A 15,038-nucleotide genomic window follows, 5' to 3' on the forward strand; every position below is an offset into this window, starting at 1 on the left:
AAGCCGGTGCGCGGCGCCTTCCGACATCGTTCGCAGCGATCGTGCGGGTGCTTCGGGTTAACAGCCGGGAAGCTCGATCGCGAGCGGCATACTTTGCCGCTGCCGATGCATGCGGTGGCGGTTCCGAACGGCAGCCAGTCCCGCCGATGGCAAGTATGCGCCTGCCCGGCTCACTCCGGCCCCAGCACCCGGAACACCTCATCGGGCGTCGTCAAGCCGTCGCGCACCTTGATGAACGCGTCGTCGCGCAAGGTCATGAATCCCTGGGTGATAGCGTACCGCGTGATTTCCGTGATGGCGACCTGGGACGCGATCAGGTGCCGCATGTGCGTGTCGGGAGCGAGCACTTCATACAGGCCGAGGCGGCCCTTGTAACCGCTGCCGTGGCAAACTTCGCATCCCGCGCCGTAAAAGGCTTGGAACGGCTGGGCGGCGAAATTGCCGCCGAGGCGCTGCAGCAAGTCCGGCTCGGCCGGCGCAGCTGCGCGGCAGCGTTCGCACACCTTGCGCACCAGGCGCTGCGCAATGACCGCTTCAAGCGCCGTGGCGATCACGAACGGCTTCAAACCGAGGTCGAACAGGCGCGAAATGGTGGCGATCGCCGAATTGGTGTGCAGGGTCGAATACACCTGGTGGCCGGTCAGCGCCGCGTGAAATGCCACCTCGGCTGTTTCAAAATCGCGGATCTCGCCGATCAGCAAGACGTCCGGATCCTGGCGCAAGATGGCGCGCAGCACCAGGGGGAAGGTCAGGCCGATTTTTTCGCGCACCACCACTTGCCCCGCCGAGTCGAGGTAGTATTCGACCGGGTCCTCGATCGTGATGTAGTTTTTTTCCGACGTTGCGCTGCTCTGGAGCAGGCTGTAGAGCGTGGTTGTCTTGCCGCTGCCGGTCGGGCCCGTCGCCAGGACGATGCCCTGCGGCTTGTCGCTGGCGTTGCGCACCTTGGCCAGGTCCATCGGATTGAAACCGATGCCGTCGAGACGCAGCACCGCCGCGTTCCGGTCGAGAATGCGCATGACGATTTTTTCGCCGTTGATCGTGGGCAGCGTCGAGATCCGCAGGTCGACCACCCGCTGCGGGGTCTTGACCGCCAGGCGTCCGTCCTGCGGCCGCCTGCGCTCGGAAATATCCATCTCGCCCATGATCTTGATGCGCGAGACGATCGACTGGTGCATATTGTGCGGAATCTGCATCTTGTCGATCAGCACGCCATCAACCCGCAAGCGCACCATCACGTTCTTGGTGCGCGGCTGGATGTGGATGTCGGACGCTCCCAGGTTGATCGCCTCGAGCAGGATCGCGTTGACCAGCCGGATCGCGGGCGGCTCGTCCGTGCCGCGCAACAGCTCTTCGAGCGACTGCCCCAAGCCGTCGTCCTCGATGACGATTTCCACCCCTTCGTACGGGTCGTTCGAGCCGAACGCCGCTTCGAGGTCGGTCAGGTCGGCGCGCCCGGTGCCGTAGACGGTGGCAATCTTGGCCAGGATGGACGACATCGGTGCGAGCACGGGCGCAATTTCCAGGCCGGTCACGAAACGCAAGTCGTGCAGCAAGCCTTCGTCCAGCGGGTCGGCCATCGCGACCGTCAGGCGCTTGTCGTCGATGCGCAGGGGAATGATCAAGTGGCGCTGGCACAAGGCGGCCGGCACCAGCGCGGCCACCGCCACGTCGATCGCCATTTCGTCGACGCTCACCTGCTGGATCATCAGCTCGGCAGCCAGCAAGTCGTGCACGACCTTTTCCTGCACCCAGCCGCGCTCGACGATTTCCTTCAACACCGCCTGCTGCTTCTGGGCCTGCTGCTGGATGCGGATCAGCTCCTGCACTTGCCCCAGATTGAGTTTGCCGTGGCGATGCAGCACGGTGGCCAGCCGGCTGCGGTTGCCTGCCGAAAACTTGGCCATCTGCTCGATTTCCTGCGACTTGCGCGCGTTTTCCTGGAGCAGGACTTTGTTGCTGCGGTTGAGTTCCTGGCGTTCGAGCGCCAGCGCAACCGTCACGCGCAGGTCGTCATCGTTCCACGGCTTGAGGATGAACTTGTAGACCGCGCCGGTCTTCACCGCCCCGACCACCGCGTTGACGTCGGCATGGCCGGTGAGCATGATGCGGATCATGTCCGGTTCGATCTGGCGCGCCTGGCGCAGCAATTCACCGCCGTCCATGCCCGGCATCATGAAATCGCTGATGATCAGGTGGAAGGTGTCGGCCTTGAGCAGCGCCAGCGCCTCGCGCGGATTGCCGCTGGTAACGATCTCGTAATTTTCCTGGCGAAATACCCGGCGCAAGGCCGACAGCACGTTCGGCTCGTCGTCGACCAGCAAGATGCGGTAGGCGCGCACCGGCGCCGCACTGCTGTCGCCCTCGGCGGCGCCGGTGAACAAATGCCCGTAGCTCATGCGCGTTGGTCCGCCTGCAGCGGTAGGTGCACATCGAAGGTGCTGCCGCCGCCCGGCGTCGAGCGCACCGCGATATGCCCGCTGTGGGCGCGCACCACGTCCGCGGCCACCGTTAAGCCGAGCCCTATCCCGCCGCCCACGCCATGGGTGGTGAAGAAGGGGTCGAAGATGCGGGGAAGCACCGCCTCCTCGATCCCGCAGCCCTGGTCGCACACCGAGACCAGCAGCTCGCCGTCGCGGGCGGCGCTGGCGAGCCGGATCACGCCCTGCCGCTCGCGCATGGCCGTGCGCGCGTTGAGCAGCAAGGCCAGCACCACCCGGGTCAGGCCGTCGCGGTCGCAACTGACTTGCGGCAGCAAGCCGAGCTGCGTGTCGAGACGCACCCCGGCCGGCAGTTCGCCCAGCATCCTGACGGCCGCGCGCAACGCATCGTTCGGATCGATGGCAGCAAACTGGGCCGGCTCGCAATGCGCGTACGCCTTCAAGTCCGCGATGATGCGCGACACCCGGTCGGCGCCGGCGATCGATTCGTCCAGCAAGTTGGGAAAATCGGCGACGATATAGGCCAGCTGTTTCGCCTCGGCCGACGCCAGGGGCTGGGCCGCGATGGCCTGTCCAAGTTCGGCGACGTAGTCCTTGGCGGTGCTCAGATTGCTCCTGATGAAACCGATCGGGTTGTTGATCTCGTGCGCCATGCCGGCGGCCAGGCTACCGATCGAGGCCATCTTCTCGGCCTGGTACATGCGACGCTGGCTCTGCTCGATCAGGCCCACCTGTTCGTGCACGCGCGCCTCGAGCTGCGCGCTCAGGGCGCGGTAGCGCGCCTCGGATTCGCCCAGCGCGGCGTGCTTGTCCATGAGCTCGCGGTGATCCGCAATCACCGTCTCCAGATGCAGGTCGGCGGCCATCCGGTAACGGTTCGATGCGCCCAGCAGCAGTTCGATCCATTTGCCCGCCGGCGCCAGCCAGGCTTGCCGGTCGGCCGGCGCCGACAAGGTGCCGACGACCTCGATGTCGACCACCAGCGCGACGGAGCAGACGGGGCCGTCGATCGCCAGCGCGCCTGCGTGCACCAGCCCGTCGTCGGCGCCGTCGATGCGCCAGGCACGGCCGACGCTGTGCCCCATCGCCGTTTCCAGCGCGGTCGTCGGGACGTTGCGCATCATCTCGCGCAAGCTGACCTGGCGGTCGAAGGCGGGTAGGGTTTCGTTCACCGCGCCGCTCCTCCGGCCGCTTCGATGAACGCGTCTTGCGTCAAGCCATGCTCGACCAGCAGCGCGAACTGGACGTCGAGCCGCACATAGACCAGCTTGAGCAAGGCCGAAAACGTTTCCCTTACCCCATCGCCCTGCAGCGCGCTGGCCAGCAGCACCGGCCAGGGCGCCTTGCTCCAGCGTTGCGCGATCTCTTCCTCGGACAAAATATCGGGCAAGTCGCGCTTGTTGTACTGCACCACCAGCGGAAAGCTGGCCACATCGATCCCGACGGTCGCGGTATTGGCGATCAGGTTGTCGAACGATGCGCCATTATTGACTGCCTGGTGACGCTGGGAGTCGGCCACGAACACGGCGCCGTCCGCACGCGAGAGCACCGCCTTGCGCGTGCCATTGTGCGCAACCTGTCCGGGAACGGTAAACAGCTTGAATTTGACGAGCAGGCCGGATGGCGCGGTGAAACCGAAAGGCAGCAAGTCGAAAAACAAGGTTCGGTCGCCTTCGGTTTCGAGCAGCATCATGTCGCCCACCAGGTCGGCCGTCAGCAAATCGTGCAGGCGCGTCAGATTGCTCGTCTTGCCGGACATCGCGGGGCCGTAGTAGACCAGTTTCACGGTCAGGCGTTGCGCTCGCTCGTCCAATTCCGCCATATCGTTCCCCGCCTCCATCGACACCTGTCCCCAAGAGTACCTTAACTTTGCCCGTTCGCATGTAATGCGGCCGTGCGCGTATGCCGGGCGCAACAACGTTAACGATCTGAGGAAGGTCGCTCCAAGGCCCATCATTTTTCTATTGGCAAATGCAGCGGGGGGCGGGGCGGACGGCAAAAAGCCCACAAGCGAACTTGTGGGCTTTTTTGATGAAACTTGGTAGGCCGTGCGGGATTCGAACCTGCGACCAACGGATTAAAAGTCCGCTGCTCTACCAGCTGAGCTAACGACCCAAGGTAAAACGATCAAAAAAAGCAGTGGCGATCGCTCGCAACTGCTTCGTTTGCTTACTGCGAATTCGTGGTAGGCCGTGCGGGATTCGAACCTGCGACCAACGGATTAAAAGTCCGCTGCTCTACCAGCTGAGCTAACGACCCCGAAAGAGGCAATATTATAGCTGGCGATTTCGATTTCCGCTAGGAAGTTTTGCAACAGCTGTTGCGGACCCCGTTGTTCAGGTCAGCTTGGCCGTCACTTTGAGCACTTCGTCGGCCGTGGTCGTGCCCTCGATAATCTTGTACGCGCCCGCGATGCGCAGCGGCTTCATGCCGTCGTTCACACTCTGCTGGCGCAGGGCGGCCAGGTCGGTCTGCTTCCCGATCATGTTGGTAAAGCCTTCGGTGACCGTCAGCAGTTCGTACAGGCCGGTCCGGCCGCGGAAACCCGTCTGGCGGCATTCCGGGCAACCGATCGGGCGGTACACGACCGCCGGCTTGGGAATGTTCCAGGAGCCGCCGATGCTGTCCCACACGTCGTCGTTGAGTTCCCCGCCCGGCGCCTTGCACAGCACGCACAGAGTACGCACCAGGCGCTGCGCCATGATGCCGATCAGCGTCGCTTCCAGCAGGTAATGCGGCACGCCCAGTTCCAGCAGCCGCATCACGGCCGAGGGCGCGTCGTTGGTGTGCAGGGTCGACAGCACCAGGTGGCCGGTCAGGGCCGCCTGGATCGCCATTTCGGCCGTGGCCAGGTCGCGGATCTCGCCCACCATGATGATGTCGGGATCTTGCCGCATCAGCGCCCGCACGCCATCGGAAAAGCCGAGCTCGATGCCGGACTGCACCTGCATCTGGTTGAACGAGGGTTCGACCATCTCGATCGGGTCTTCCACCGTGCACACATTCACTTCGGTGGTGGCAAGCGCCTTGAGCGTGGTGTACAGGGTCGTGGTCTTGCCCGAGCCGGTCGGCCCGGTCACGAGGATGATGCCGTGCGGCCGCGTGGTCAGTCCATCCCAGCGCGCCGCGTCGTCCGCCGGAAAGCCCAGTTCGGGCAGGGTCTTGACCACCACTTCCGGATCGAAAATCCGCATCACCAGCTTTTCGCCGAAGGCGGTCGGCATGGTCGACAGGCGCAGCTCGACTTCCTGGCCGCCGCTGGTGCGGGTCTTGATGCGTCCGTCCTGCGGGCGGCGCTTTTCGATCACGTCCATGCGCCCGAGCAGCTTGATGCGCGCCGTCATGGCGATCATCACCACCGCCGGCACCTGGTACACCTGGTGCAGCACGCCATCGATCCGGAAACGCACCGAGGCAATCTCGCGCTTGGGTTCCAGGTGGATGTCGGAGGCGCGCTGCTCGAAGGCGTACTGCCACAGCCAGTCGACGATGTTGACCACGTGCTGGTCGTTGGCGTCGAGCTTGTTCGACTTGCCCAGTTCAACCAGTTGCTCGAAGTTGTTGCGCAGCGCCAGATCCTGGCCCTTGGACTTGTTGGCGTCCTTGATCGATTTGGCCAGGCTGAAGAACTGCGAAATGTACTGCGAGATTTCGAGGGGGTTGGCCATCACCAGCTCGATCTTGCGGCGCGAGACTTTCATGATCTCGGCTTCCCACTCGACCGAGAATGGTTCGGCGGTGGCCACCACCAGCTTGGTGCCGCTCAGTTCGACCGGCAGGATGTTAAAGCGCGCCGCGTAGCTCGCCGTCATCACGTCGGCCACCTTGGTGAAGTCGATTTTCAGCGGGTCGATGCGGATGAAGGGCAGCCGCACCTTGCCTGCCGCCCATTCGGTCAGCACGTCGAGCGTGAGCAGGTTGTGCGGGGGCAGGGCGGAGACCAGCTTGCACTGGGCCACGGCCGACAGCGGATGCATGGAGCCGACCGCCGTTTTCAGGATGCCCTGGGCCTGGGCATAATTGGCCTTGACGTTGGGCTTTTCCACGATGCCATCGGACAGCAGCCACGAAAAGATGGCTTGCAGGTCGAGCGACTTGGGGGTGCTGCGTTTGGGCGCCGCGCTGGTTTCCGTATGTTCTGCGTTCAATCCGTTTTCTCCCTTGGGCACTGCATTTACTTGGCCGACAGCATGCCCTTGACCCAGGATTTGGCCGGCAATTTGGTCGCCGCCACGATCTGCACGGCACGCGCGGCGAGCGCTTCCGGATCGATGACGGGGCGTTGTTTGAAGCACAAGGCGACGACATTGCCGTCGTGGACTTCAGGCAGGCAGATCACGTGCCCAAAGGCGAATTTCATCGCCTTGATATTGCGCGCAAAGCTGGGATGGTCGCCGAACAGGTTGACCGTCATCATGCCGCCGTCGCGCAGGCAAGCGTTGCAGGCCTGGTAGAACTCGGGCGTGTCGAGCACCGGGCCGCGCGCGGTGGCGTCGTACAGGTCGCATTGCAGCACGTCGAAGGCGCCTTCGTTGGCGGGATCGTTGACGAAGTCGAGCGCATCCATTTCCAGCACGCGCAGGCGCTCGTCCTCGGGCGGCATCTTGAACATCGAGGCGCAGATCGCGATGACGGAGGGATTGAGTTCGACCGCCGTCACCACTGCCTCGGGGAAGGTGCGGTAGCAGTATTTGGTCAAGGTGGCGGTGCCCAGGCCGAGCTGGGCGATGGCGCGCGGGGCGTCGATGAACAGCATCCAGGCCATCATCTGCTGCGCATATTCGAGCTCGGGCCAGTCGGGCTTGCGGATGCGCATGGCGCCCTGGACCCATTCGGTGCCGAAGTGCAGGTAACGCACGCCATCCTGCTCGGATAAGGTCACGGGCGCAAATTTGGGCTTACGGGCTGGACGGCGCGATGACTCGGCCTGTTCGATGGATTTTCTTTTGATGAGCATAGGACGCCTGATTCGATCGCCCATTATCGATGGAGGGCTTACCGGAGTGCAAGCGAAATGCGGGGATGGATGGAATGGCGCTGCCGCGAGAGGCGTTGCCCCCGCGCCAAGGCGGACCTGGGCGGGGAAAGGTTCCGGAGCGGGTCAGGCGGGCTGTCACCTGGACCCCCGCCGAGTGCCGCCTTGGCGCGGGGGCGACGGTGACTCAGGCTACCCCCTGCGCGGAGGGGGCGGTCAGTCGGACCCGCCGGCGCCTGGCGCGGGACGCGTCGCAGACAGCTGTTGCGGATTACTGCCCGCGTTCCGGCTCCACCGACACCCGCAGACGGATGCGCTGGCCCGGATCCCGATCCATCAGGCTGGTGTAGGTTTGTCCGCGGTAGTCGTACGTGACATCGTAGCCGGTGGTGCGCGATTCGTACCCGTCGACCATGCGGCACTGGCGCACCGCCTGTTCCTGCACGTGCTGCGGCTGCTGGTTCTGCACCACGCGGCCATTGTTGTCGACCCGGTCGCCAACGACCGCACCGGCGATCGCGCCGGCCGCCGTGGCTACCGCGCGACCGCTGCCGCCGCCGACCTGGTTGCCCAGCAGCGCGCCGGCAATGCCGCCGATGATGGCGCCGCCGGCGCTGCGGTCCTGCTGCTGGTACTGCTGTTGCACCGGCACCTGCACGTACTCGGTGCGGCATTCTTCGCGCGGCTGGCGAATCTGCTCGACCCGCGGCTGGACACGGATGACGCGGCCGTAATCGGCGAATTCGCTTGCCTGGGCGAACGGCAGGGCGCAGATGCCCAGTGCCGTCACGATCAGTCTGGTGTGCATGTTCATGGGAATACCTCGTATGTAGGATAAGACACTTGGACGGGCTCTGAGTTCCAAAGACTGAAAACCACCATGACATGGTATTCCTGTCCGACCGGAAGTTGGAATCCGCATGGCAACAATTTGTAACAGCGGAGAACCCCGGCCGCCCCAGGTCGCAGAATGACCAGGCATTCTTCCCGCGGGTCTTATAAATTAGAGTCTTTCTACAGAATTCGATCTGATTTATTACAAATATTGTGGTTCAAATCACATTCGGGTTGATTCAGTAACCACAAAACGTTACCCTTATACGATTAGGGGGTATATTGGCGGGTGGCAACGGTAGCAGGAGATCGGCGTTTTCCCCGGTAAACGCAACGCATCGGCAACAATAGAAACTGAAATGCACCCGACCACACCAGGACGACTTGAGGGAAAAATGAGTTTGTTGATTACAGTGCCGCCCAATCTTGTGCAGTCCATCCGTGCCTTCCGTGTAGTGGAACTGCAAGAAGAAGCAGTCCGACTGGGACAGCATTTCCTGTACGCGCATTGCGCCGATACGCTCACCAAGCAGCAGGTGTGCGGCCGCATCGCCGAGAATTTTTACTTTCCCAAGCCTTGCGGCAAGAATTTCGACGCCCTGCGCGAGTGCCTGACCGATACCATCGGCAAGGCCGGCCCGCAGCCGGGCTTTATCGTCGTGCTCGAACAATTGCCCAATACGCAAAAATTCGACAAGGAAGCGCGCGAAACCCTGCTCGACGTGTTCCGCGACGCGGCCGACTTCTGGGCCGAGAAAAAAGTCCCGTTCCGCGTGTTTTACTCCTTCGAGTAAGCCGGCGCCGGCATGCGCCGGCACCTGGCGTTTCTTGCCGTGTTCGTGCTGCGCTGCAACAATTGTACCCCGGTTTATTGGTCCGGCCAGCCGCTCAGGGTACAATGCGCGCTATGAAAAACATTGTGATCCTCATTTCCGGGCGCGGCAGCAACATGGAAGCCGTCGTCCATGCTGCTCGGGAAGAGCAGTGGCCGGCGCGCATCGCGGCCGTCATCAGCAACAAGGCTGACGCCAAAGGCCTCGAATTCGCCCAGTCGCACGGCATCCCGACCGCCGTGGTCGCCAACAAGGAATTCGCCACGCGCGAAGCGTTCGATGCTGCCCTGCAGGAAACCATCGACCGCTTTGCGCCGGACCTGGTGGTGCTGGCCGGCTTCATGCGCATCCTCACGCCAGGCTTTGTCGCCCATTACGACGGGCGCATGCTCAATATTCATCCGTCGCTGCTGCCGCTGTTTCCCGGCCTGCATACCCACCAGCAGGCGCTCGATGCCGGCGTGGCCAGGCACGGCGCCACGGTGCATTTCGTCACCGCCGAACTCGATCACGGCCCGGCCGTGCTCAAGGCGGAAGTCGACGTGCTGCCGGGCGACACCCCGGACACACTGGCCGCGCGCGTGCTGGTGCAGGAACACACGCTGTACCCGCGCGCGATCCGCCTGTTCGTCGAGGACCGGCTCAGCATCGCCAACGGCGACGTTCGCATCGCCGATAAAACAAATATTTAACCAAGGAATACCATGAGATTGCCACCAGCGATTCTCGCCAATACGGAAGAAGTATTGCGCGAGATCTTGCGTTTTTCGGCGCCCGCCGACTCCACTTTGTCGCGCTACTTCAAAGACCACCCACGCCTGGGCTCGCGCGAGCGCGGCGCCGTGGCGGAAGGCATTTACGCCATCCTGCGCAATAAATCCTTCTTTACCGACTTCGCCGAAGCGGGCGCCAGCCCGACCATGCGCCGCCTGACCATCCTCGGCCTGGCCGAAGCGGTGGGTGTCGATTCGCTGGGCGGCCTGACCGAAGAAGAAACCGAATTCCTGAACCGCATCCAGGAAATCGACCGTAACCTGATGCCGCCGCAAATGCGCTCGAATCTGCCGAAGTGGCTGTTCGACAAGTTCGTGGCCCAGTACGGCGAAGCCGAAACGCTGGCCCTGTCGCACGCGCTGAACCAGCCGGCGCCGCTCGACCTGCGCGTCAATTCGATCAAGGCCACGCGCGATGAAGTCGTCGCCGGCCTGGCCGAAGCGCCGATCGAAGCGATGCCGATGCCGTACGCGCCGCTCGGCCTGCGCGTGCTGAAAAAGCCGACCCTGCAAAACCTGCCGCTGTTTAAGAGCGGCGCGATCGAGGTGCAGGACGAGGGCAGCCAGGTACTGAGCCAGATCGTCGGCGCCAAGCGCGGCGAAATGGTGGTCGATTTCTGCGCCGGTGCCGGCGGCAAGACCCTGGCACTGGGTGCGCTGATGCGCAACACCGGCCGTTTGTACGCCTTCGATATTTCCGAAAAGCGCCTCGCCAAGCTCAAGCCGCGCCTGGCGCGCAGCGGCCTGTCGAACGTGCATCCGGTGCAGATCGCGCACGAACGCGATGCCAAGATCAAGCGCCTGGCCGGCAAGATCGACCGCGTGCTGGTCGACGCCCCGTGCTCGGGCCTGGGTACCCTGCGCCGCAATCCGGACGTGAAATGGCGCCAGAAAGTGGAAGCCGTCGCTGAAATGCAGGAAAAGCAAGCCTCGATCCTGGACGGCGCGGCGCGCCTGCTCAAGGGTGGCGGGCGCCTGGTGTACGCCACCTGCAGCCTGCTGGACGAAGAGAACGACTTTATCGTCGAGCAATTCCTGGCCGCGCATCCGGAATTCGATCTGGTGCCGATGAGCAAAGTGCTGGCTGAGCAAAAGATCGACCTGGAGATGGGCGACTACCTCAAGCTGCTGCCGCACAAGCACCAGACCGACGGCTTCTTCGCCGCCGTGATGGAACGCAAGCCGATGGCGCCGAAGCCACCGAAAGACAAGCCGGCCGACGAGATCGACGCCGACGCCGACGAATAAAGCCCTACCCAGCCCATGCCCTTATCGAACGTGCTGTCCGACCTGATTGAGGATTTCGACAAACCCAGCTTCCTGTACCAGGCTGGCGCAATCGTTGTTTGTATTGTATTGGGATGGAGCCTGGGTTACGCGATCCGGCGTGCCTGGCTGCGCGGCGGCTCCGGAAACGGGGTGGTGCAGATAGGAGTGGAAAGTTTCTCCTATGTGCTAAGCCCGCTGGCGGTGGTGGGCTTCCTGGCGCTGGCCAAACTGCTGTTCGTGGCGGAACGCTACAATGTGCACCTGCTGCGCCTGGCGCTGCCGCTGTTTGCCTCGCTGGCGGTGATCCGCCTGGCGTTCTACCTGATGCGGCGCGTGTTCGCGCGCCACGGACCGGTCGGCGCCGCCATTCTCACCTTCGAAAAAATCTTCGCCATGCTGGTCTGGCTGGCGGTGGCCCTGTACATCGCCGGGCTCTGGCCGGATGTGTTCGAGTTCCTCGACGATACCAAGCTGCCGCTCGGTAAAAACAAGGTATCGATGGCCGCGATCCTGCAAGCCATCGTGTCGGTGGTGATCCTGCTGATGCTGGCGCTGTGGGCCGGGGCTTCCCTGGAAGAGCGCCTGATGGGCGTGCAGGGCATCCACACCTCGTCGCGCGCCGTGATCGGCCGCATGAGCCGCGCCGTGCTGATCATTATTGCCGTGCTCGGCAGCCTGACCCTGGTCGGCATCGACCTGACCGTGCTGTCCGTGTTCGGCGGCGCGCTCGGCGTCGGCCTCGGCCTTGGTATGCAGAAGATTGCCAGTAACTATGTGTCGGGCTTCGTCATCTTGCTCGAACGCAGTCTTGCCATCGGCGACATGATTTCGGTCGATAAGTTCACCGGCAAGGTTACCCATATCAATACCCGCTACACCATCCTGCAGGGGCTCGATGGGGTGGAAACCGTGTTGCCGAATGAAATGCTCATTTCCGGTCCGGTGCAGAACCAGTCGCTCTCGCATCGCTCGATCCGGGTGGCGACCACGCTCAGCGTGGCCTACGACAGCGATCTGAACGTCGTGATGCCGCTGCTCGAACAGCAGCCGCACGGGGTCGAGCGCGTGCTCGACGACCCGGCGCCGGGTGTGTCGCTGACCAAGTTCGGCGCCGATGGCTACGACCTGGAAGTGGGCTTCTGGATCAGCGACCCGGAAAACGGCCGCGGCGGGGTTCTTTCTGAAGTAAACAAGAAGATCTACGCGCTGATTCAGTCGGGCCAGATCAAGCTGGCGTATCCTTCGCGCGACACTCGTCTGCTCGATGCCCAGATGGTGTCGGTTCTGGCTGGAATTTCTCGTCCGTAATTGAAATGATTGGTGACAATCGTACCGTGCGGTACGGTATCGTCGTAAAATGGGGCACTCGATCATTTCCATGTGGCATGGTCGAGAAGGCAACGAACACCATTTTGGAGCGGTAATGACCTTGTTAAGCACCACCTTGAACGCTGTGCTCGAATTTATGACGACTGGCCTGGTTGGCCTGTCCGGCTGGGAAGTCGTGATTTACACGCTGATCGTGACACATATCACGATTGCCAGCGTCACCATCTATCTACACCGCCACCAGGCGCACCGCGCGCTGGACCTGCATCCGATTCCAAGCCATTTTTTCCGTTTCTGGCTGTGGCTGACCACCGGCCAGGTGACCAAGGAATGGGCCGCGATCCACCGCAAGCATCACGCCAAATGCGATACCGTCGAAGACCCGCACAGCCCTGTCACGCGCGGCATCCGCAAGGTCTTGTTTGAAGGTGCCGAGCTGTATCGCGCCGAATCGAAAAACCTGGAAACGCTGGAAAAGTACGGCCACGGTACGCCGACCGACTGGATCGAGCGCAATCTGTACACCCGTTTCAGCTGGCAGGGCGTCGCTTCCCTGCTGGTGATTAACTTCGCGCTGTTCGGCGTGATCGGCGTGACGATCTGGGCGATCCAGATGGCGTGGATTCCCATTACCGCGGCCGGCATCATCAACGGCATTGGCCACTACTGGGGCTATCGCAATTACGATTGCTCCGATGCAGCCACCAACATCATCCCGTTCGGCATCCTGATCGGCGGCGAAGAGTTGCATAACAATCACCACACGTTTGCGACCTCGGCCAAGCTGTCGTCGAAATGGTATGAATTCGATATTGGCTGGTTCTATATCCGCGTGCTGGAAACCCTGGGCCTGGCCAAGGTGAAGAAAGTAGCGCCGAAGCCGGCGTTTGAACATGGCAAGATGGTCGCCGACCTCGATACCCTGCAATCGGTGATCGCCAACCGCTATGACGTGATGGCGAAATACGCCGCGTCGGTCAAGCAGGCGTGGCGCGACGAGTTCGAGCATCTCAAGCACAAGGCCGAGCTGGAAGCGCGCTTCCTGAAGTCGTCGCGCAAGCTGTTGCAGCGCGAGCCGGGCAAGCTGGAAGATCCGCAGAAACAGCAGCTGGTGGAGTTGTTCCAGCACAGCAAGGCGCTGGAAACGATGCACCAGATGCGTGTGGAGCTGGGCGCGATCTGGGAACGTTCGCACTTCACGCGCGACCAGTTGCTGCAGCAGTTGCAGGACTGGTGCAACCGCGCCGAAGCGTCGGGCATTAAATCGCTGCAGGAATTTTCGATGCGTCTGCGCAGCTACGCATAAGCGGGCGACGTACAGTCCGCTTGGCATCCGGCGTCTCATTTAGCCGTCTGCCTTAGAACCGTCATTCCCGCGCAGGCGGGAATCCAAGGCCTCTCAGATACGCGGAGGAAATTGGATTCCCGCCTCCGCGGGAATGACGGTTTTGAGGTTTACGGTTGTCGCCGGCATGCCCGGCATGCCGGCCTGTTTGCAATCATTCATCGCCGGAAAACTCCATGACAAAAAAAATCGCCATCCTGTTCATTTGCATGGCCAACTACTGCCGTTCCCCGACCGCCGAAGGGGTATTCCGCAGCCGCGCCGCCGCTGCCGGCCTCGATCCCTTCCTGCTGATCGATTCGGCCGCCACCTCCAATTACCGCATCGGCCACGCGCCCGACCCGCGTTCGAGCGATCACGCCGCCCGCCGCGGCATCGACCTGACCGGCCAGCGTGCGCGCCAGGTGACGCAGGCCGATTTCGAGAACTTCGATCATATCTACGCCATGGACCGCCAGAATCTGGCCATGCTCAAAACCGCCTGCCCGCCGCGCTTCCACCACAAACTCGGCCTGCTGATGGAATTTGCCACCCGTTCCGACTCGGACGTGGTGCCCGATCCGTACGGCGGCGACGTCGATGGTTTCGAACTGGTCCTCGACTATATTGAAGACGCGTCGGACGGCCTGGTTGCCAGCCTGCGCGAGCGCATCGGCAGGGGCTGACCGGGACCCGCAATACAAAAGAGCCGCGCACTTGCGTGGGCGGCTCTTTCGGTACTGAAATCGGGATCGCGGATTACTTGATCTTGGTTTCTTTGTACATCACGTGCTTGCGTGCTTTAGGATCGAACTTCATGATCTCCATTTTAGCAGGCATCGTGCGCTTGTTTTTATCGGTGGTGTAGAAGTGACCCGTACCTGCGGTCGATTCCAGCTTGATTTTGTCGCGGCCAGTTTTTGCCATGATAGCTCCCTAATTAAACTTTTTCGCCACGGGCACGCATGTCGACCAGCACGGCATCGATGCCGACTTTGTCGATTACGCGCAGACCGGCGTTGGACAGGCGCAGGGAGACCCAGCGGTTTTCCGATTCCACAAAAATACGACGGTTTTGCAGGTTAGGCAAAAAACGACGCTTCGTTTTGTTGTTAGCGTGGGAGACGTTGTTACCAACCATCGGGCCCTTGCCAGTTACTTGGCAAACACGTGCCATAGCGCACTCCTTGAATATATCCAAAATTGGAAAAACAAGAGTATAGCGTGAAAAGCGAAGCTAAATCAATGACTTGTGAAAAA

At 62.2% G+C, this 15,038-nt stretch carries 14 protein-coding genes and 2 tRNA genes; 6 read left to right on the plus strand and 10 right to left on the minus strand.

The genetic code is table 11. The features are described from left to right. Positions 1 to 170 precede the first annotated feature (170 nt). The 8 genes from CR152_RS14145 to CR152_RS14180 all read right to left on the minus strand — a co-directional run bounded on the left by CR152_RS14145 (position 171) and on the right by CR152_RS14180 (position 8,230). Positions 171 to 2,399, minus strand: coding sequence for an ATPase, T2SS/T4P/T4SS family (locus CR152_RS14145; RefSeq protein WP_099875481.1), 2,229 nt, complete (start codon positions 2,397 to 2,399; stop codon positions 171 to 173). Further along, complete coding sequence (locus tag CR152_RS14150) at positions 2,396 to 3,613, minus strand: sensor histidine kinase (protein WP_099875482.1); 1,218 nt, start codon at positions 3,611 to 3,613, stop codon at positions 2,396 to 2,398. The genes CR152_RS14145 and CR152_RS14150 overlap by 4 nt, the downstream gene beginning before the upstream one ends. Beyond that, positions 3,610 to 4,263, minus strand: coding sequence for a GTP-binding protein (locus CR152_RS14155; RefSeq protein ID WP_099875483.1), 654 nt, complete (start codon positions 4,261 to 4,263; stop codon positions 3,610 to 3,612). The genes CR152_RS14150 and CR152_RS14155 overlap by 4 nt, the downstream gene beginning before the upstream one ends. A 217-nt stretch (positions 4,264 to 4,480) precedes the next feature. Next, positions 4,481 to 4,556 (minus strand) — tRNA-Lys (locus CR152_RS14160). A 68-nt stretch (positions 4,557 to 4,624) separates the two neighbouring features. Beyond that, positions 4,625 to 4,700 (minus strand) — tRNA-Lys (locus CR152_RS14165). A 77-nt stretch (positions 4,701 to 4,777) separates the two neighbouring features. Further along, entirely contained in the window at positions 4,778 to 6,589 is a 1,812-nt protein-coding gene (gene tfpB, locus CR152_RS14170; protein WP_099875484.1) for a type IV pilus assembly ATPase TfpB, read from the minus strand. Positions 6,590 to 6,615: 26 nt separating this feature from the next. Next, entirely contained in the window at positions 6,616 to 7,398 is a 783-nt protein-coding gene (locus CR152_RS14175; protein WP_099875485.1) for a spermine/spermidine synthase domain-containing protein, read from the minus strand. Between the two features lie 289 nt (positions 7,399 to 7,687). Next, positions 7,688 to 8,230: a glycine zipper 2TM domain-containing protein gene (locus CR152_RS14180; protein WP_099875486.1), complete on the minus strand. Its 543-nt coding sequence runs from the start codon at positions 8,228 to 8,230 to the stop codon at positions 7,688 to 7,690. Between the two features lie 415 nt (positions 8,231 to 8,645). On the opposite strand from CR152_RS14180, the gene CR152_RS14185 reads away from it, so the two are divergent. The 6 genes from CR152_RS14185 to CR152_RS14210 all read left to right on the plus strand — a co-directional run bounded on the left by CR152_RS14185 (position 8,646) and on the right by CR152_RS14210 (position 14,464). Then, entirely contained in the window at positions 8,646 to 9,044 is a 399-nt protein-coding gene (locus CR152_RS14185; RefSeq protein ID WP_054264252.1) for a barstar family protein, read from the plus strand. Positions 9,045 to 9,157: 113 nt separating this feature from the next. Then, positions 9,158 to 9,775: a phosphoribosylglycinamide formyltransferase gene (purN, locus tag CR152_RS14190; RefSeq protein ID WP_099875487.1), complete on the plus strand. Its 618-nt coding sequence runs from the start codon at positions 9,158 to 9,160 to the stop codon at positions 9,773 to 9,775. 12 nt (positions 9,776 to 9,787) lie between these two features. After that, entirely contained in the window at positions 9,788 to 11,104 is a 1,317-nt protein-coding gene (locus tag CR152_RS14195; protein WP_099875488.1) for an RsmB/NOP family class I SAM-dependent RNA methyltransferase, read from the plus strand. 15 nt (positions 11,105 to 11,119) lie between these two features. After that, entirely contained in the window at positions 11,120 to 12,433 is a 1,314-nt protein-coding gene (locus CR152_RS14200) for a mechanosensitive ion channel family protein (protein WP_099875489.1), read from the plus strand. 115 nt (positions 12,434 to 12,548) lie between these two features. Next, positions 12,549 to 13,760: a DesA family fatty acid desaturase gene (locus tag CR152_RS14205; protein WP_099875490.1), complete on the plus strand. Its 1,212-nt coding sequence runs from the start codon at positions 12,549 to 12,551 to the stop codon at positions 13,758 to 13,760. A 215-nt stretch (positions 13,761 to 13,975) separates the two neighbouring features. Continuing rightward, positions 13,976 to 14,464 (plus strand): low molecular weight protein-tyrosine-phosphatase, encoded by a 489-nt coding sequence (locus CR152_RS14210; protein ID WP_099875491.1) that lies wholly within the window; start codon positions 13,976 to 13,978, stop codon positions 14,462 to 14,464. A 73-nt stretch (positions 14,465 to 14,537) separates the two neighbouring features. On the opposite strand, the gene rpmG is transcribed toward CR152_RS14210, so the two are convergent. Then, a complete protein-coding gene (gene rpmG / locus CR152_RS14215; protein WP_197422130.1) occupies positions 14,538 to 14,708 on the minus strand; it encodes a 50S ribosomal protein L33 in 171 nt (56 codons plus the stop codon). A 10-nt stretch (positions 14,709 to 14,718) separates the two neighbouring features. Then, entirely contained in the window at positions 14,719 to 14,955 is a 237-nt protein-coding gene (gene rpmB / locus CR152_RS14220; protein WP_054264245.1) for a 50S ribosomal protein L28, read from the minus strand. Positions 14,956 to 15,038: the final 83 nt, after the last annotated feature.

The sequence above is a fragment of the Massilia violaceinigra genome (genome assembly GCF_002752675.1).
Lineage (GTDB): Bacteria > Pseudomonadota > Gammaproteobacteria > Burkholderiales > Burkholderiaceae_D > Telluria_A > Telluria_A violaceinigra.